General features: G+C 32.9%; 12 protein-coding genes and 8 pseudogenes. 3 read left to right on the top strand and 17 right to left on the bottom strand.

What is annotated here, in order from left to right; translation table 11 throughout:
• Positions 1–105: 105 nt before the first annotated feature.
• The 3 genes and pseudogenes from rpoE to ABLV95_RS08065 form a co-directional block, all read right to left on the bottom strand.
• Positions 106–636 carry a DNA-directed RNA polymerase subunit delta gene (rpoE, locus tag ABLV95_RS08055; protein ID WP_427706822.1) on the bottom strand — a complete coding sequence of 177 codons (531 nt, stop codon included), beginning with the start codon at positions 634–636 and terminating at the stop codon, positions 106–108.
• Between the two features lie 109 nt (positions 637–745).
• Positions 746–1,607: pseudogene (locus ABLV95_RS08060) on the bottom strand (GNAT family N-acetyltransferase).
• 77 nt (positions 1,608–1,684) lie between these two features.
• Complete coding sequence (locus ABLV95_RS08065) at positions 1,685–2,053, bottom strand: VOC family protein (protein WP_427706819.1); 369 nt, start codon at positions 2,051–2,053, stop codon at positions 1,685–1,687.
• Between the two features lie 90 nt (positions 2,054–2,143).
• Between ABLV95_RS08065 and coaW the strand changes: the two are divergent.
• Positions 2,144–2,942 (top strand): annotated as a pseudogene (coaW, locus tag ABLV95_RS08070) (type II pantothenate kinase).
• A 176-nt stretch (positions 2,943–3,118) separates the two neighbouring features.
• On the opposite strand, the gene ABLV95_RS08075 reads toward coaW, so the two are convergent.
• From ABLV95_RS08075 to ABLV95_RS08085, 3 genes are all read right to left on the bottom strand, one after another.
• Positions 3,119–3,784, bottom strand: a complete 666-nt coding sequence (locus ABLV95_RS08075; protein ID WP_427706815.1) for a DUF2750 domain-containing protein — start codon at positions 3,782–3,784, stop codon at positions 3,119–3,121.
• 125 nt (positions 3,785–3,909) lie between these two features.
• Positions 3,910–5,103, bottom strand: coding sequence for an L-aspartate--L-methionine ligase LdmS (gene ldmS / locus ABLV95_RS08080; protein ID WP_427706813.1), 1,194 nt, complete (start codon positions 5,101–5,103; stop codon positions 3,910–3,912).
• Positions 5,100–6,284: a M20 family metallopeptidase gene (locus tag ABLV95_RS08085; protein WP_460875315.1), complete on the bottom strand. Its 1,185-nt coding sequence runs from the start codon at positions 6,282–6,284 to the stop codon at positions 5,100–5,102. The genes ldmS and ABLV95_RS08085 overlap by 4 nt, the downstream gene beginning before the upstream one ends.
• A gap of 275 nt (positions 6,285–6,559) precedes the next feature.
• Between ABLV95_RS08085 and ABLV95_RS08090 the strand changes: the two are divergent.
• Positions 6,560–7,029, top strand: a pseudogene (locus ABLV95_RS08090) (S-ribosylhomocysteine lyase).
• 129 nt (positions 7,030–7,158) lie between these two features.
• Here ABLV95_RS08090 and ABLV95_RS08095 read toward each other — a convergent pair.
• From ABLV95_RS08095 to deoC, 4 genes and pseudogenes are all read right to left on the bottom strand, one after another.
• Complete coding sequence (locus ABLV95_RS08095; protein WP_460875318.1) at positions 7,159–7,512, bottom strand: hypothetical protein; 354 nt, start codon at positions 7,510–7,512, stop codon at positions 7,159–7,161.
• The gene (deoB, locus tag ABLV95_RS08100; protein ID WP_427706807.1) at positions 7,512–8,696 is read right to left on the bottom strand and encodes a phosphopentomutase; all 1,185 of its coding nucleotides are present in this window, start codon (positions 8,694–8,696) and stop codon (positions 7,512–7,514) included. The genes ABLV95_RS08095 and deoB overlap by 1 nt, the downstream gene beginning before the upstream one ends.
• A gap of 11 nt (positions 8,697–8,707) precedes the next feature.
• Positions 8,708–10,010 (bottom strand): annotated as a pseudogene (locus ABLV95_RS08105) (pyrimidine-nucleoside phosphorylase).
• Between the two features lie 71 nt (positions 10,011–10,081).
• Positions 10,082–10,745, bottom strand: a pseudogene (gene deoC / locus ABLV95_RS08110) (deoxyribose-phosphate aldolase).
• Positions 10,746–10,922: 177 nt separating this feature from the next.
• Between deoC and deoD the strand changes: the two are divergent.
• Positions 10,923–11,634, top strand: a pseudogene (gene deoD, locus ABLV95_RS08115) (purine-nucleoside phosphorylase).
• A 375-nt stretch (positions 11,635–12,009) separates the two neighbouring features.
• On the opposite strand, the gene ABLV95_RS08120 reads toward deoD, so the two are convergent.
• The 7 genes and pseudogenes from ABLV95_RS08120 to ABLV95_RS08150 form a co-directional block, all read right to left on the bottom strand.
• On the bottom strand, positions 12,010–12,459 hold the full coding sequence (locus ABLV95_RS08120) for a Dps family protein (protein WP_046466163.1): 450 nt from the start codon (positions 12,457–12,459) through the stop codon (positions 12,010–12,012).
• A gap of 182 nt (positions 12,460–12,641) precedes the next feature.
• Positions 12,642–13,506, bottom strand: a pseudogene (gene rbsK, locus ABLV95_RS08125) (ribokinase).
• Between the two features lie 19 nt (positions 13,507–13,525).
• Positions 13,526–13,909, bottom strand: coding sequence for a thiol-disulfide oxidoreductase DCC family protein (locus ABLV95_RS08130; protein ID WP_427706802.1), 384 nt, complete (start codon positions 13,907–13,909; stop codon positions 13,526–13,528).
• 323 nt (positions 13,910–14,232) lie between these two features.
• Entirely contained in the window at positions 14,233–15,600 is a 1,368-nt protein-coding gene (locus ABLV95_RS08135) for an EVE domain-containing protein (RefSeq protein ID WP_046466166.1), read from the bottom strand.
• Between the two features lie 72 nt (positions 15,601–15,672).
• Positions 15,673–16,654 (bottom strand): annotated as a pseudogene (locus tag ABLV95_RS08140) (YeiH family protein).
• A 243-nt stretch (positions 16,655–16,897) separates the two neighbouring features.
• Entirely contained in the window at positions 16,898–17,128 is a 231-nt protein-coding gene (locus tag ABLV95_RS08145; protein WP_427706798.1) for a hypothetical protein, read from the bottom strand.
• Positions 17,129–17,148: 20 nt separating this feature from the next.
• Positions 17,149–18,087, bottom strand: coding sequence for a type I phosphomannose isomerase catalytic subunit (locus tag ABLV95_RS08150; RefSeq protein ID WP_427706796.1), 939 nt, complete (start codon positions 18,085–18,087; stop codon positions 17,149–17,151).
• Positions 18,088–18,788: the final 701 nt, after the last annotated feature.

An 18,788-nucleotide genomic window follows, 5' to 3' on the forward strand; every position in this document is an offset into this window, starting at 1 on the left:
CGTTGTAAGGGGGAGCGTATAATATTTATACACGTCGTCCTAATTAAAGGAGCCCGAATAAAATTTTATCATTTTCACGAGAAAAGTCAATTAAATCTCTAATAATTATTTTTTAGTTTCTTCTTCGGCCTCTTCGTCTTCTTCGTCATCATCATCGAAGTCCTCATCTTCTTCATCAATAACAATGCCTTCTTCTTCAACTTCGTCCTCTTTTGGCTCTTCGGGATCATTTAAAGTTTCTTGATCATCAGTTACAGCAGGGATGTCATCATCGTCATCAGCTTCATCTTCACCAAGTAATTTTAAATTTTTATCTTCTTCTGCATCATCATCCAAAATATCGAATTTTTGAATCGTTGGCGCAATTTTTTCTTCAATATCATCTACTGAATACCAATCGCGTAATCCCCAAATATTTTCTCCAACGTTTAAAAAACGACCGTCAGTATTTAAGTCTGTATAGAATTGTACAATTCTCTGTTCTACTTCATGGTCTTCATAATGTCCAAGTGCTTTAAATTCATCGATGATATCGTATAAATTCATAGTACTGTTTTTTTCATTTAATAGCGTATAGGCCATATCGATAAATGATTTCTCATCAACCATTTCTTTTGTATAATCTTGAATTCTCATTATTTATTCTTCCTTTCAAAGGCATTTATCCAAATCCGTACTAAGTTCATCTTAAGTAATAATAACAAATGTAAATTATAAATGACAATTCGTGATTTCGCAATCTCTATTAATAATTTATATGTTTTTCAAATACCTTAAAATCATCCGCAGACTCAATTTCAACAAAATTACTATTGATACATAACGGTTTTAATTCATTATTCTCACCATATAGCGTAATTGTCAATAGACTGACATCGTCAAAATGTTTTCTAATATATGTTGAAAGTTGTCTCAAAGCACTTTCCGCAATACCATGATGTCTTTCTGCTTTATTAACCTCTACAGAAGAAATATTCATACGTTGCTCATGTTTTTCTACTGCGATAAATCCTACTTTGTTCCCATCTTTATATAAATCAATAATATGAATATTGAAAGGCACATCTTCCGTATTTGGCTTTAACTTCAATGACGATACATGGTTTGAATCTAAGTCTAAATAATATAATCTTTCTTTCCCAAGTGGCCCTTCTTCTTTAGTTGCAGTATGCATAAACCCAAGCACGTTCATAAACATTCCACGCACTTTCATTTTCTGCGTCAACAACTAAATATAAGTGATTGAAATCCGGAAATAAAGATTGTACATATTGTGGCAGATACATCATCATTTTAGTACCATAACCATAACCTTGAAAATTTTGGTTAACAGATAATGATCTAACATAAATCACTTGCTTTGGTGTATCGTAACCTTCATGTTGATAATACTGATGTAAAACGAAAAATCCTACAACTTCCCCTTTTTTATTCAATGCAATGTTTGCAATTCTATCTTTATCTTGCAATGCATCTTCCAATACTTCACTCGGTAAAGATGAATAAATTTGTTGGCGCTCGTTCAATTTAAAATTATAAAGTGCGTCTTTATATTTATCTTCATACACTTGAACTGTAATTCCTTCAAATTGTTTTTTAATAAACATATCTAATCCCCTATTTAAAACTTAGTAATTATTTATTAATACCACTTTCTAACTAATTATAACCTATATTAAACAGTTTAGTTTAAAAAGCAATTCATGAGCCAATTCACGCCAAATTGATCTTTAACTTGACCATGAATGGCATTGAAGAATGTTTTTTTAAGTGGCATATGAGGGTCACCTGATTGACTCAAAGCTTCATACACTTGTTGTTGCGCTTCTAAATCGTCAAAGGTCAAAATAATATTAGTATTATCATTACGGCATTCTTTTCCGTATGTACTTGATATGTGTAATATCACTGTTGTATTCATATGCAATTCTACATGTAGTCGTCGTCCATTCGTTTCGTTTAATATTTTTTCTTCTCCACCAAACGCATTTTTATAAAATTTTACCGCTTCATCAACGTCGTCTACTTTAATAAATGGGCTTAATTGCATCATGAAATAACGCTCCTTTTAATTTCATATTTGATTTTCCCCCATTTTATTATAATATTAGTTATAATGTAAATTTATTTGGGGGAAATAGAGATGAAGATTGGCATTGATGCTTGGTGGAACTCTAATTAAAATAGTTCAAGACAATAACGGGGAACGTGTATACACAACAAAATCAACAACTGAAATTGATGATGTTATCTCATGGTTAAATCAACAAGATTGTGAAAGCATTAGTTTAACCGGTGGACAAGCCGCAGTAATACAAGAACACTTGACTTGTCCTTCGCGTATTTTTGTCGAATTTGATGCAGCTGCAAAAGGTTTAGAAATACTTTTAGTAGAACAAGAGCACTTATTAGATGATTACATCTTCACTAACGTCGGTACTGGCACTTCATTACACTTTTCCGACGGTAAGCATCAACAACGTGTAGGTGGTGTTGGCGCTGGTGGCGGAATGATTCAAGGGCTTGGTTATTTATTAACTGGTATTAAAGATTATAAGCAATTAACTGATACAGCTCAAAACGGCAATAGAGAGATTATTGATTTGAAGGTTAAACATATTTATAAGGACAGCGAACCGCCGATTTCAGGTGACCTTACAGCGGCAAACTTTGGCCACGTCCTACATAATTTGGACGCTGATTTTACAGATGCTGATAAATTAGCCTCTGTTATAGGTGTTGTCGGGGAAGTTATTACTACAATGTCTATTACTGTTGCTAGAGAAAACAATACTGAAAATGTAGCTTATATTGGCTCATCTTTTCATAATAACGATCTATTAAAAAAAGTTGTTACAGATTATACAATACTTCGTGGATTTAAACCTTATTATATTGAACATGGTGCATTCTCTGGTGCATTAGGTGCAATTCATTTATAAATTTAAACATAAAAAAGCAGTTTCCTACTTGTTCAGTAGAAACTGCTTTTATTAGTAATTCAAAATATTTATGGTTCAAATTACTATTTATACTTTCAAAACAAACCATCATAATTACCATTATTCAAATAATATAAAAACAAAATACTAGCGTATTCAAACGCATTTAGAAATAATTAAAATGTAAGTTGATCAATCACTTTTTGAGCAGATACAACTGTGCCTACGACCCCAGATTTTAAGTCTATTGCTACAGCTTTATCATCATCTCGTAAATTATCCAACCATTCAGCGAATACTTCCCCTTCGATTTCGATAATTTCACATTCTTCAAAGTCTTCGTCCCTTACCTTTTCAGCTCTACTTTTAATGCTCCAAACAGGCATAATTTGTGGTCTTTGGTGTTCATCATCACTAATCAATATAAAATGTTTTTCTTTTTGATTAGATAAACCAAATACTGCATCCTCTTTAGAAACATCTTTCACAAATTCTTTCAAACGAATATTGTCTAAATCAGACATTAACTCATTTGTAATTTCTACAATATTAATCAATTCTCCATCTGTAGTACTAGTAGCATCAATGAGTACTTCTTCGCCTTCTTCAAATAAGTTATCCATTTCATATGTTACAAAACGGTCTATATCAATTTTCTTTATATGGGTGTAGTCAATATTAAGCTTCTTCAAAAAAGTTTCCGCCTTTGATTTTTCTGACCACGCACACACTACGTTTTTTCCCAATACTTCATGTCTAATTAATTCTTTTGATTTTGTAGCTACGTAAAAGACTTCATTGACTAAAATTTCTTGGAAAAATGAATTTTGTTTATAAGACATCATAGCACCTTCAATTCATTTATAATATTTACCTATACTTAAAATATAAATGACTCTTATACTCTAGTCAATTAACGTCTAATGCAATTCACTAGAGTTATTCATTATATTTGTGAATAGTTGTTCTAATTTGCTTCTAAATCTTTTAAAAATTGTTGCTCCATTTTTTCTACACTTGCTTTATTTTCCCCATGCCATATGCAACCAAACCTTGATTTAACAACTTCATTATCAAACCAATCTCCGTCATAATAAGATAACGGGAATAATACACCTTTATTAACATACTTCATAATTGTATTGAAAAATTTTGAATTATCTACTTGTGACAAATAACTATAAAATTTATGATAACCTTCTTGAAGAAACGGTTCTAGCAACAACATACTTGTTGAGCCATTTTGTCTAAAATTCAAATCTATCGCAAAAATGTCATCGTTGCTATCTACCAAAAGGTCAAAACCCGCTATTCCAAAATATCCATTCGACACACCGACCTCCATAATCTCTTTCCCTGCTTGAATTACAGCGTCAGGCACATCTTGTACATTTTCGTTTCCATTATAATGTCCATATTCATTGGTTAACTGTTCAGAAGTACCAATATAACGCACACCAGTATACTTTGAATATGCATATTGAACACAATAATTTGCAACTGCTTCTACTTTTTGTTCGATGATCATCGTATCAGTTTCGTTTTTAGCATTTTCAATGCGCAACTTTGCTTGTTCTAAATCAGCCTCATTATAACAAATCATCACACCATATCCACCCGCTGTTGGTAGGTCGTCTCCAGGTTTCAATACAAATGGATACTCCCATTTTGCTACTGCTTTTACAAAATCATCTATATCAACAACTTCTCTTGTAGGTAGATATTTATGGTTTGTCCATTCTGGTATGCGTGCTTTATTATTTAAAGCTACAAAAATATCCTTATCCAAGGCATAATACTTTTTATTCAAAATATCTTCACCATGAATGTATTGAAAGTAAACTTTTTTATAATCATGTGCCAAATCTTGTATCAATTGTTCATAGCTACTTTGATCTTCAAACTTAAGAATATTTGTTGGCATACCTTTACCAATTGCTTCAAATAGCATTTTTAATTTATCCGTTACGCTTGCTTCATGTACGATTACAGGCATCTCATTAGCAATAATCAGCTCTCTACCAGTCAAAAAATTAGATTGATGTACTTCGGGTTCTAACCAAGGATTTGATATATAAGATGGTCTAGAAGTATAAACAATATGTGAATCGTAAAGATCACTAAGTGTTAATGTAGGTCTTAGAGAGCTTTGATTTGTCATTTTTTGTGCCCCTTTGTATATTGATATTGTTCGATGATTTCTTCAAACAATGGCTTGTTTTCTATGAGTTCTTGCCCCATTAAAGCGAGGATTTTGGCACCTCTAATTAATGCTTGATCACCATGGGTACTACCTGTTGCTTCACGGAAACGATGTGTATGACCAACTAAATTTCGTGAACCAATTTTGATATGAGGATGAATTGTTGGTATACAATGACTGACATTACCAGTATCCGTGGAACCATATCCAAAATCATCATCTATAACTGCTTCACCCATTTCAGTGGCATATTTCGCAAATAAGTCATCTAATTTAGAAGTTTTAATAAATTCATTGACTCCATTTTGTATTGGTCCAAATTCAAAGTCACAATCTGTTTGTAGCGCTGCGCCTTTTGCTATCTGTCCAACACGTTCAGTCAAAACATCTAGCTCTTTTCGAGACGTAGCCCTCGTATAAAAACGTGCATGTGTAAAATCAGGTATAATATTCGCTGCTTTACCACCATCCAGTATCACACCATGCACACGTTGGCGGCTTTTGATGTGTTGTCTTAATTGCGCTACCCCATTGAAATAAGAAATCATCGCATCTAAAGCATTTCTTGCTTCATCTGCATTTTCAGATGCATGTGTACTTTTACCATAAAATTTTATATCTAAAACATCGACTGCTAATGTATCTATCGTTCGATATGTCTCATTCCCAGGATGGACCATGAGCGCAATGTCCAACTCATCTATAACACCTGCTTTAACATAAGTCGCTTTAGCACTGCCGTTTTCACCGCCTTCTTCTGCCGGACAACCTAAGACGATAATTTTACCACCAATCTTATCAATCACTTGTTTCAAAGCAACACCCGCTAGTACACTGGCAGTGCCAATAATATTGTGACCACAAGCATGTCCTAAGCCTGGCAAAGCATCATATTCTGCTAAAAATCCAATTGTCGGCCCTTCTATACCTGAGTCGTATCGTGCAATAAATCCTGTTGCATGACCTGCTATATCGGTTTCTACTTCAAAATCATGCGCTATTAAATCTTCAATCAAAGTTCTCGAAGCAAAAATCTCTTCATTTCCTAATTCTGGTCTTTGATGTATCTGATGACTCATTTCTAAGTATTTATGATTTTCATTTTCTATATAATCTAAAATAATTTGTTTTTTCTCCATCGTTTGCACTCTACCTCCTGAATTACCAAAACACTATCAACTTCCAAACGCTATGCATTAAGTAATTTTATAGATAACACCACATATCATGCTAAATATTTATATCGTGTTTAATTATTATTTATTCTATCGGGTTTGTCGTCTTCTGTCATTCCTTTTCTGAATTTTAAAATAAATTAGTATTTACCGCTTTATATTTATACCCGTTTCAGAAATTGTAAATACATTGCGGTCTTGTTACAATTAACTTAATTATAATATTAGGAGGATATGACATGCCAAAAATGAACGTTGAAAGCTTCAATTTAGATCATACGATAGTATCTGCACCATTTGTCAGACTAGTTGGTAAAATGGAAGGCGCTAACGGTGATGTTATTCATAAATATGATATCCGTTTCAAACAACCGAACAAAGAGCATATGGATATGCCTGGTTTACACTCCCTAGAACATTTGATGGCCGAGAATATCAGAAACCATTCAGATAAAGTAGTTGATATTAGCCCAATGGGTTGTCAAACTGGCTTCTATGTTTCATTCATTAACCATGATGATTATGAAGATGTCTTAAACATCATCGAACAGACAATCAATGATGTATTAAACGCTACAGAAGTACCGCTTGTAACGAAGTACAATGTGGTTGGGCAGCAAGTCACTCTCTTGAAGGCGCTAAAGAAATTGCACAAACTTTCTTAGATCAAAAATCAGTATGGCAAGATGTATACGGAGAAAACAAATAATCATACTATCCTATAATTAACTTAAGATAACTGTGAGTTCATTTATTCCAAACTTAATTATGTTGCATAAAAAAGTGGCTGTTAGAGTTCCAATAAGGATACTAACAGCCACTTTCTTTATTTAACCTATCATAGCTTACTAATCATTTTTATCATGATAAATTGTAATGGTAAACGGCCATACAAAGCCCATTTAGGTAATTGTTTACCGGCTAGCGGTAAATTTTTACGTGCCATATAAATATTAGCTGGGAATACAGCCCATAAAAAAGCATTTATCGTTTTTTTCAAACATGTTGAAGGCTGCTTGATTAATAATAATAAACCAAACACGATTTCAAACACACCTGTGATTAAAACTGCAGCTTTTCTAAATGGTAAATATTCAGGTACAATATTTCTAAAATTTTCTTCATCTTTAAAATGAAGCACGCCGCCTACGCTAAAACCAATGCCAAATAAAATTCTAATTATTTTCTTCATTACTCAATGCCCATTTCTTTTAAATAGCTTCTTCCGTACTCTGGTAATTTCACATTAAAATTATCAGCAATCGTTGCACCTAGCGAACTAAATGTAGTATCTACCGATAATTCATGATATTCAGCAATTTTCGGACTAAACATTAAAACTGGGATATACTCTCTTGTATGATCTGTACCTTCAGCAGTAGGATCATTACCATGATCAGCAGTGATAATGACTAAATCATCTTCTTGTAAATGCTCCATAAGTTCAGGTAAACGCTCATCAAAATCTTTAATCGCTTGTGCATAACCTGCTTTATCACGACGATGTCCGTATAAGGCATCAAAATCCACAAGATTTAAAAAGCTTAGTCCATTAAAATCACGTTGTACTGTTTCTATTAATTTGTCCATACCGTCCATATTATCTTTTGTACGAACCGCTTCAGTCACACCTTCACCATCGAAAATGTCATTTATTTTTCCTAAAGCAATAACATCATAGCCGCCGTCTTGTAATTCATTCATAACTGTTCTACCAAAAGGTTTTAAAGCATAGTCGTGTCTATTAGATGTTCTTGTAAAGGAACCTGGTTCACCAAGATAAGGTCTGGCAATAATTCTACCAATTAAATATTTTGGATCTTTAGTCAATTCTCTTACTTTTTCACAGATATCATAAAGTTCTTCTAATGGAATAATATCCTCATGTGCTGCAATTTGGAGTACTGGATCAGCTGAAGTGTAGACAATTAAGTCTCCAGTCTTCATTTGATGTTCTCCCCATTCATCTATAATTTGCGTTCCAGAAGCAGGACGATTAGCCACTACTTTGCGACCTGTTATAGACTCAATTTCATCTATCAATTCTTTAGGGAAACCTTCAGGATATACTTTAAAAGGTTGCATGATATTTAAGCCCATAATCTCCCAATGACCTGTCATGGTATCTTTACCTACTGAAGCTTCACTCATTTTAGTGTAAAATGCTTGTGGTTTTGCTTCTTTTTCAATTACAGGTAATGGTTCAATATTACCTAAACCTAACTTTTGAAGATTAGGTAATGACTGATTAAAATCTTCTAATGTGTGTTTTAATGTATGACTGCCTTCATCGTTAAAAGCTTTTGCATCAGGACCTTCCCCTATGCCTACTGAGTCCATCACAATTAAGTGTACTCGTTTAAATGGTGTAGTCATTGTCTCAACTCCTATTCAGTAATAATTTTATGGATCAATGTTGGTTCTGCACCTTGTTCACTTACTGTGATACTTTGGTTCAATTTCTCTATTACATCATCAACGTTTTCGCGATTACTGTGTATTGTTAATAGTGGTTCGCCTTCATCGACTCTGTCTCCTACTTTTTTATGCAGTACAAGACCAACACTTAAATCGATATCATCATCTTTTGTTTGTCTACCTGCGCCTAACATCATCGAGGCAACACCCATTTCATTCGCAACAATTTCAGTCACGAAACCTGATGATTTTGCTGGCAATTCTATTTGGTATTTAGCTTGTGGTAATTTTGATACGTCGTCTACTACTGAGCCATCTCCATCTTGATTCTCTAAAAATGTTCTGAAACTTTCTAAAGCAGAACCATCTTGTATTGCTGTTTCTAATAATGCACGTGCTTCTTCTAAATCTTTTGCTTTGCCGCCCACTACAACCATTTGTGAACCTAAAGTCATTACAAGTTCGGTTAAGTCTTCAGGACCTTTACCTTGTAATGTTTCAATTGCTTCTTTTACTTCTAAGGCATTACCTATAGCGTGTCCTAAAGGTTGACCCATATCTGAAATAATAGCCATTGTATTTCTACCTACATTATTACCGATGCTTACCATAGCATGTGCTAAAGCTTCAGCATCTTCAAGCGTCTTCATAAATGCGCCATTACCTGTCTTAACATCAAGTACAATTGCATCAGCACCTGCTGCAATTTTTTTACTCATAATTGATGAAGCGATAAGTGGAATAGAATTGACGGTACCAGTAACATCACGAAGACCATATAATTTTTTATCTGCTTGGTGTTAAGTTACCAGTTTGTCCAATGACAGCAACTTTTGCTTCATTAACTAACTTAACGAATTTTTCTTCACTGATTTCAACATGGAAACCTTCAACTGATTCTAATTTATCAATCGTTCCGCCTGTATGGCCTAGTCCTCTCCCGCTCATTTTAGCTACAGGTACACCTACAGCCGCAACTAAAGGTGCAAGTACTAATGTAGTTGTATCTCCAACTCCACCAGTAGAATGCTTATCCACTTTAGTACCGTGAATATCTGATAAATCAATAACATCACCTGAATTAACCATTGCCATAGTTAACGCGACTCTCTCTTCATCATTCATATCTTGAAAGAATACAGCCATCGCTAAACTAGAAGCTTGATAATCCGGTATATCACCATTTGTATAACCAGTTATAAAAAATTCAATTTCCTCTTTTGTAAGTACTTGTCCGTCACGCTTTTTTTCAATAATATCTACCATTCTCATATGAGTTGGCCTCCCCTGTTTGTCTATCATGCAAACTTAATAATATATCCCTTTTTTGCATATTAACTATTCTAGTAGTCAGAATCGCTTTCTAAGCCTTGAATAATTTGAACGCCTGCACTCGCACCAATACGTGTTGCACCAGCTTCAAGCATCTTGTTGAAATCTTCAAGGTTTCTCACGCCACCAGAAGCTTTCACTTCTAAGTCATCTCCAACAGTATCTTTCATTAATTTCACGTCTTCTGGCGTTGCACCGCCACCGGCAAAGCCTGTTGACGTTTTAACGAAGTTAGCGCCTGCTGCTTTACTTAGTTCACTTGCTTTAACTTTTTCTTCGTCTGTTAATAGACATGTTTCAATAATTACTTTAACTGTTTTACCATTCGCGAGCACCGACAACGCCTTCAATGTCTTTTTGTACGTCTTCATAACGTCCATCTTTTAATGCACCAACATTGATAACCATATCAAGTTCTGAAGCACCATTTTTCACAGCGTCTTCAACTTCAAACATTTTCGTTTCTGTAGTAGACGCGCCTAAAGGGAATCCTATTACAGTACAAACTAATACTTCTGTATCTTTAAGTTTTTCAGCTGCATATTTTACATGTGTAGGATTAAGACACACTGATTTAAAATTGAATGCTCTAGCTTCCTCGATAATTTTGTCGATTTGAGCTCTAGTCGACTCCGGTTTAAGCAATGTATGATCTATATATTTTGCATAATTCATATTAAATCCTCCTAATTTTTGTTTACAATAAACATTCATTTCACTTATTATTATAAAGCAAAATTGAATATATATCTTTATAAACACTCTCTTATTAGCTATATTACAAAAATTCGCAAAAATAATAAACAAATGTTATCTTTAAATTGATAAAAGAACATAAAGGAGAAGATGATTATGACAAAATCTACACCTCATATTCAACCCAATGGAACTAAAATTGCAAAAACAGTATTAATGCCGGGAGATCCGCTTCGAGCAAAATACATAGCTGACAACTATTTAGAAAACGTTGAACAATTCAACGAAGTTAGAAATATGTTTGGATATACTGGTACTTATAACGGGAAAGAAGTATCAGTAATGGGATCAGGCATGGGCGTACCTAGTATTGGAATTTATTCTTATGAGCTTTATAATTTCTTTGATGTTGAAACAATTATCCGTATTGGATCTTGTGGTGCATTACAAGAAAACGTTAACCTTTACGATATAATTATTGCTCAAGGCGCTTCTACAAACTCTAGTTATGTAGAACAATATAATATTCCAGGTCATTACGCACCATTAGCTGATTTCGATTTAGTTTTAAAAGCAAAACAAAAAGCAGATGAAATTGGGGCAACTACACATGTAGGGAACATATTATCGTCTGATACATTCTATAATGCTGATCCAACGTTTAATGAAAGATGGCAACGTATGGGCATCTTAGGTATAGAAATGGAATCTGCTCGCATTATATTTAAATGCAACTTACGCTGGTAAAAAAGCGTTAGGTATATTTACAGTGAGTGATCATATATTACGCGATGAAGCAACTACAGCTGAAGAACGTCAAAATTCTTTCACACAAATGATGGAAGTCGCACTCGAAATGGCTGAGTAATTGATATTTCAAATCATTATTTAAATAAAACAGGTCCTCCAAAACATACGTTGTTTTGGAGGACCTGTTTTTTAATGAAAAAATTTATGGGACATAAAAAGTTCGAATAGATAATAAATAGATTCACTGTGATAGTAATTATATGCATAGCCTTTATATAAATGTACAGATTTTTTAAATAGAAAAAGAGCGAAAAAAATCAAAATTTGATTTCTTATTTCCGCTCTCATTATACTGACTGGATACAGATACAGACAGCTACTATGCAATCCACTAAAAACAACAGATTACTGCTTTTAATCTGAGATTAGGCTAGTTATACACTAGCCTATTGCTCAATCAAAATATAATATTCATATATGTGACTGAATTCTCTTATTTACCTAAATAAGATTTTAACATCCAGTTATGTTTGTCTATATTTGTTTTCATACCGATGAACATATCTTCTGTTACATCATCTTCAGCAGCTGAAGCCACTTCAATTGCTTCTTCTAATTGTTTTGTAATATTTTCAAAGTCTTTAGATAGTTCTTCTACCATTTCTTCAGCTTTATAGCCTTTACCAGCTTCATCAATGATTGCAAGGTCTAAACTTTCTTTTAATGTTGCAACTGGATTTCCACCTGCTGCTAAAATACGTTCAGCTAAGTCATCGATATATTGACTTGCTTCATCATACAATTCTTCAAATTTAGTGTGTAGTGAGAAGAAATTAGGTCCTTTTACATACCAATGAAAATTGTGTAATTTAGTAAATGCTACTGTCCAGTTTGCTACTTGTTCATTTAATACTTTTACTACGTCTTTATTACTGTTTGTCATGCTAAAATCTCTCCTTTAAGTTTAATTATCATTACAAAATGACTACTCGAGTTCTTGATTACATTTATTATTATATAATAATAATTACAATCTGTAAAGTAATTTCGCTACCTAAATTAGAATTATTTTAATCTAGGACATCATTTCATAACCTTACTATATTATACCCAAATTAAGGGGGATTAATCTAGTTCTTTTCTGTATGGCATTGCACCTTGAGCACCTAATCCAGTTACAGAAAAACTACCTGCTAAATTAGCAAAATCAACAGCTTCTTCTAAAGGTTTATTTTCAATTAGTGCAACAGCTAAAGCACCATTGAATGTGTCACCAAGCACCTGTAGTATCAACAACTTTCTTTGTATATCCTTTGACAAGTTGTTGAGAATCATTATAAAACATAGCCCCTGTTGCGCCTTTAGTTACAATAAGCTTACGCGGATATGCTTTCAGTGCTTCATCTACTCCGTTTTCAAATAGTAGTTCACTTTCTGATTCATTTGGCGTAATCCAAGTCACTTTATCTATGATGTCTTCGTCAATATGACGATATGGTGCTGGGTTTAATATTATTTTCATATCATGCTTCACAGCATAGTCTGTCACTTCTTTAATCGTTTGTTCTGGTATTTCATGTTGCATCAAAATAATATCTCCTGCACCAAAGTGTTCGAGTTTTGGCAACACTTTTTCAGGCGTTACATGATTATTAGCAGCAGGCACAACGATGATTCGATTATCATCTTCAAACAGTGTAATATGCGCTGTTCCAGAAGTTTCATTTTCAATTTTGTCCATAAAACTTGTATCTACATTGTTTTGTTCTAAGTTTTGAATAATCTGTTTACCATTATCATCATCACCTACAGCGCCTATCATGTAGACCTTATTACTCAAACGTGCTGCTGCAACAGCCTGATTAGCACCTTTGCCACCTGTAGTTGTAAAAAATGAATTACCCATAACTGTCTCACCTGCTTGCGGTAACACGTCTGTTTTCACTACTAAATCAATTGATGAACTACCTATTACAACAATGTTCTCCATATTTGCTTCCTCCGTCTATTCAATCAATAAAAAATGATTGCTCATAAGCATTAGGCTGATGCCAATGCGTTTTCCACATTTTATCTCTATTATCAGCAAACAATTGATATCCTAAATCTCTAAGTGGTTTAGGCGTCAAATGTAGCAATATACCGATCCATTTATAATTTGTCAGTGTTGTGATTAGTGTTGTGATTGCATCAGATTTATATTCGAAATGATTCCCTTCTTGCAATATAACACTGTCATATTGTTTCGCTTCAGGATAATTTTCAAATAAATTTTGTGCTGTTTCACCTTGTAATTCAGCAAATTGATAACGTCTTGATAAACCATTTTGTATTAACCAAATTGCATAATTATAGCAATATACACAATTGGCATCATAATATATTATTGGCATATACTTCACCCCTAACAGTAAAATAATTTATTGTCACTTCATAAGTGAATATGATTTCTCCACACTATTATTATATCCTAAAATTATAAAATTAAATCATTATATCACTCGTTCTACAATTTGATTGTCATTTATACTCTAATTATAACCGATGTGGACATTTTAAACTAAATTGGACTAACACTTAAAAACTCCAAGCATTTTAAAAGAGCACCAATCCATTAATCAAACGTAATGAATTGATGCTTCTATTTTAAGCTATGGGCACGCCCATCACTTTTGTTATATTATTTACTTTAAATACACTATGAGTTAAAGATAGATTAATCTTGATTTACTTTCACGATTCTTGTGTATTTCAAAAATTGCTCAGTATATTTTTGCTTAATTTCATTTAAGTCATCATATGTGATACCCACAATATGCCAATTTGGATTAAAATGATAAAATGAATCTTTTTTTCTAGACCATTTAACCATACTACCGTCTCTATTATAGCGTGGTAATGTTATTTCATAACCTTCTAGCACATTGATATATGTTTGGAAGATATCTGGATCAATGCGATTAAAGTTATCTATAACAAGATAGCTTTTATCTGTACGTGGCATAAGATTCGTTATGAATCCTTCTCTATAGTACAGTGCACCTGTTTCATTTGGTAAATATTTACCATACAACATATCTTCGGAAAAGTCAGGATGACCAGAAGTTATAACTGGTTTCGCATTCGTTTTTTGTAATAAATCTTCAGCTGCCTTTAAGCCTTCTCCTTTATCAACTACGAGTAAGATAAACGGCTTTAAATCTTCAGTATGTTCATCAATCATCTGACCACTTTTAACAGTTTCAAATTGTGATTTCATACCATCATTTTCACTTATTTCACGAATCGCATCAAATTGTGTTTTTGACATGCTAGCAATAGCTTGCTTTGCGTTTTCTTGAAGATAATATAAGTTTTTTAATTTAGGATGTTTGTTTAACGTACCCAATGAGACAGGGTCAATTTCTTTTTCAAAATAGACCTCAATTGCAGTACTGTTTGTTCTTCCAGGTATAGGTGCTTTTTCATGTATATGCTTGCTGACTTCTCCTACGCCAATGACGGACTGATCTCTATTTTTATTATAAAAAATAAGTTGATCACCTATTTCAAGTTGCGTGTAAAAATGATAACCATTTCGTTTAATTCCGTTATATGTGTGCGTATATATTGTATTGTATGATTCAGGTTCAAACTCTTGTTCTTCAGATATAAAAAAGTATCGAGGAATTTTGGTTTCTCCTTTACCTAAACTAACAATTAACTCAAATTCATCTTGTGTCATTTGATTAAATAAAGTTTCTTTCATATTTCTCATTCTAAATTCTAATTGTTCGCTTCTTTTCAAATAATCCGCAGTTAATGGTTTAAGCTGTTCTTGTAATTGAAAATGAACACGAATTTTATTTTGAGCACCTGTTTGTACACTTGTAATTTCACCAAAACCTAATAAACCAGTATCCATCTGTACTTGATAAAAGATAACACGGTCTCCTACTTTAGCTTGTTTAAATGATCGGAAACCTTGTGAAGGATTAAATTGTGCACCTGATTCAAATAATGTCGTTTGACCTACTAATAGTTCATTATGGTTCCAACGATTATATCCGCAGTTTAACCAAAAATAACTTGTTTCCTCTGCCATTTAGATACTCCTTATCTCATATAAAAATTCTATCTTACCTATTATATGCAAAAAATTCTTTCTGAACAAACATTACAATAAGTTTATCAACTTCATCGTAATTAAACTTGAAATAATGACGACAATCCATGTTACTAGCCCAAGCATTACCGGTTTCATACCCGCTTGTTTAAATTGTTTAAAATCAACACTTAGTCCAATGCCGCCCATTGCCATTGTAATTAAAAATAATGAAATTTGTTGGAATACATGTATCACTGTAAGTGAAAAATTAAAAACAGTACTGATTAAAGATGCTACGATAAACCATACAATAAACCATGGAAATATTTTAGCGATAGATGTATCAGTTTGTTTCGCTTTTTCTTTGCGTATCGTTCTATATGTAAAAAAGAGTACTACTGGTATAATCATCAACGTACGCGTTAACTTTACAACTGCGCCTGTTTCTAAGGCCGTATTGCCATAGTTTGAAGTTGCGAGCAATCACACTTGAAGTATCATTAATAGCTGTACCTCCAAAATATCCAAATGCAGTTTGCCCCATATTTAATACGTGACCTAATGGTGGAAATATAAATACTGCTATTAAATTGAACAAAAATATCGTAGAAATAGCGAATGCTACTTCACTTTCTTTCGCTTTAATTACTGGACTTGTTGCGGCAATTGCTGACCCACCACATATAGCTGTTCCAACCCCTATTAATATACTTAGATGTTCATTAATTTTAAATAACTTCATTAACAAGAACACAGTTATAAAGGCGGCAAGTAAAGTAATGATAATGATTGGTAAAGATTTCCATCCAATTGCTCCAATAGATTGAAAACTCAATGTAAACCCAAGCACGATAATACTGTAATGCAAAATCTTTTTGCTACTATACTTAATACCAGCTTCATATTTTTTTGGAATTAAAATTATATTATTGATAATAATTCCTATAATAATAGCAAAAATTGCACCGCCAATGACTGGAAATTCACTTCCTAATATTGTTGCAACCATTGCAATTACCAAGGTCATCATGATACCTCGCACATTGTGCACACTTACCACCTCCTAATTTAGTTCCATTTTAGCATATTTCTTTTGACATAAAACTGGAAAAACAAATATTATATTTTATAATGTTTATTTAAATATTTTCAGCTAAATTCCCACAGCTACAAAAACAACTAATCATAAGATGCTTCTTAAAATATATTTCAAAATAATTTTAAAATGTTTATACTTTTCATAAAATCAAAAAAAGTATCTTCTACAATAATGTAAAGATACTGAACTTACTGGTTATTGACCTACTGCAAACGCAGCCATAATCGGCATGATATTAATCATAACCCCGCCAAGCTTTAATAATCCGCTTATCTCTTTATTAGGAATCGTAATCAATGCTGAAATTATCCCAATTGCCCCTATAATTACCGGAAATGTCATAGAAGGAAAAATTGGTAATTTTAAAAATATGCCTGCACCTGCTAACATTCCACAAACTAATGAGATATACAAAAATTTATACATTTCAAAACACTCCATTTTTTCTATAAGTAGCTTACTATTAGTTCGTAGTCTCCTTCAAATATCGTATCTAAGTCGTCTGAAGTTAGAATAAAGTTTTGTCCGTGATTTAAATCATAGACTTCACCATCAATAATCACTTGTCCTTCACCTTTGAGTACTGATACGAGAACAAACTCTCTTGGTTTCATATAATTTAGTGTGCCTGAAATTTGCCATTTCACTATTGTGAAAAAATCGTTAGATACGAGTTGTGTACGTTTGTGATTTTCTATGATTTCAGTATCTGTAGAAATGTTTATGTTTTCATTGGCTATTTCAATGACATCTTTAGCTTTTCCTTGGTCAAGTTCGCGTTTATTACCTGAGTCATGTTCACGATCGAAATCATACACGCGATACGTGACATCTGATGATTGCATCGTTTCATACACAAGAATACCCGCACCTATGGAATGGATTGTACCTGCAGGAATAAAATAAAATTCTCCTGGTTTAACTTTAACTTTATTAAATAAACCATTATACGCTTCGTCATTTAATTTATCTATGGCCAGCTCTTTCGTCTCTGCAGAAAGTCCATAGATAATTTCTGAATCTTCTTTAGCGTCGATGATGTACCAACACTCAGACTTTCCATATTGACCATTCTCTTTTTCATAAGCATATGCATCATCTGGATGAACATGTACTGACAATGCTTCTTTAGCATCGACAATTTTAGTCATTAACGGGAATTCCTTACTTGGAAAATCACCAAACAATTCTCTGTGGTTATTCCATACTTGGTCTAAAGTCTGACCTTGGTAGGGTCCATTTAATATCTCACATTTGCCATTTGGGTGCGCTGATATCCCCCATGCTTCTCCAATACGATCGCTTGGTAGATCATATCCTAATTCTTTTAATCTATTGCCACCCCATATTTTTTCATGGAAAATTGGTTTTAAAAATAATGGCATGAATCACACCTCCAAATTCTTAAGTTGCTTCATTTAAATTTTAAGTCTTTCTATATAAAATACTTTCAACGGAAATTTTTATGTATAGTTTTGTATTTTTTAATTGAACTATAAAGATTGTATCATATAACGATGCGCGTTATAAACGACTAATTCAGCGTTCAACGATACTAAAATCACTTGTTATTATATCAAGTTTTTATAAAGCGTAATAGATTATTTTATTTGACTCAATTACATTTTCAGTCATATTAATGAACACTTATAGTATTGTTGTAAATTTTTTACAAAAATACTTGCCATAATATACCTAAAAATATTATAATTACTATAGAGTTACGGAAACGGACTCTATCTGTTTTACATATAAGGTTATTAAAAGATTGTTATGATGTACTTGAAAAAGCTGATTACTTTTTCAAAAATATAAAATTTGCGATAAAGTCCAAACTACGGAAGTTTGGGCTTTTATTATTGCTCAACAACCTAGAGTGAAAAACATGTGCTATAAACGTAATTAATAATAAAAGCACCATTTCATTTTTTAAATTGAAATTGGCGCTTTTTCAATAAGACTGAAACATAAATACATGTCTCAGCCACATTGTTATATTGGCAGTAGCTGACTAAATTGAAAATATGCCTATATTAAAGCATTTAAAAAATTTCAATTCTTGTATTCTTATCTATAGTCATCTTTG

Source organism: Staphylococcus sp. Mo2-1 (assembly GCF_046721385.1).
Lineage (GTDB): Bacteria > Bacillota > Bacilli > Staphylococcales > Staphylococcaceae > Staphylococcus > Staphylococcus equorum_A.

What these genes read in the sequence shown, in the direction of transcription:
- deoB (WP_427706807.1), bottom strand. Translation starts at nt 8,696, where the DNA reads ATGACTACACCATTTAAACGAGTACACTTAATTGTGATGGACTCAGTA.
- ldmS (WP_427706813.1), bottom strand. Translation starts at nt 5,103, where the DNA reads ATGACAAATCAAAGCTCTCTAAGACCTACATTAACACTTAGTGATCTT.
- ABLV95_RS08120 (WP_046466163.1), bottom strand. Translation starts at nt 12,459, where the DNA reads ATGACAAACAGTAATAAAGACGTAGTAAAAGTATTAAATGAACAAGTA.
- ABLV95_RS08135 (WP_046466166.1), bottom strand. Translation starts at nt 15,600, where the DNA reads ATGGCAGAGGAAACAAGTTATTTTTGGTTAAACTGCGGATATAATCGT.
- ABLV95_RS08130 (WP_427706802.1), bottom strand. Translation starts at nt 13,909, where the DNA reads ATGCCAATAATATATTATGATGCCAATTGTGTATATTGCTATAATTAT.
- ABLV95_RS08085 (WP_460875315.1), bottom strand. Translation starts at nt 6,284, where the DNA reads ATGGAGAAAAAACAAATTATTTTAGATTATATAGAAAATGAAAATCAT.
- ABLV95_RS08065 (WP_427706819.1), bottom strand. Translation starts at nt 2,053, where the DNA reads ATGATGCAATTAAGCCCATTTATTAAAGTAGACGACGTTGATGAAGCG.
- ABLV95_RS08075 (WP_427706815.1), bottom strand. Translation starts at nt 3,784, where the DNA reads ATGTCTTATAAACAAAATTCATTTTTCCAAGAAATTTTAGTCAATGAA.
- ABLV95_RS08095 (WP_460875318.1), bottom strand. Translation starts at nt 7,512, where the DNA reads ATGAAGAAAATAATTAGAATTTTATTTGGCATTGGTTTTAGCGTAGGC.
- ABLV95_RS08145 (WP_427706798.1), bottom strand. Translation starts at nt 17,128, where the DNA reads ATGTATAAATTTTTGTATATCTCATTAGTTTGTGGAATGTTAGCAGGT.
- ABLV95_RS08150 (WP_427706796.1), bottom strand. Translation starts at nt 18,087, where the DNA reads ATGCCATTATTTTTAAAACCAATTTTCCATGAAAAAATATGGGGTGGC.
- rpoE (WP_427706822.1), bottom strand. Translation starts at nt 636, where the DNA reads ATGAGAATTCAAGATTATACAAAAGAAATGGTTGATGAGAAATCATTT.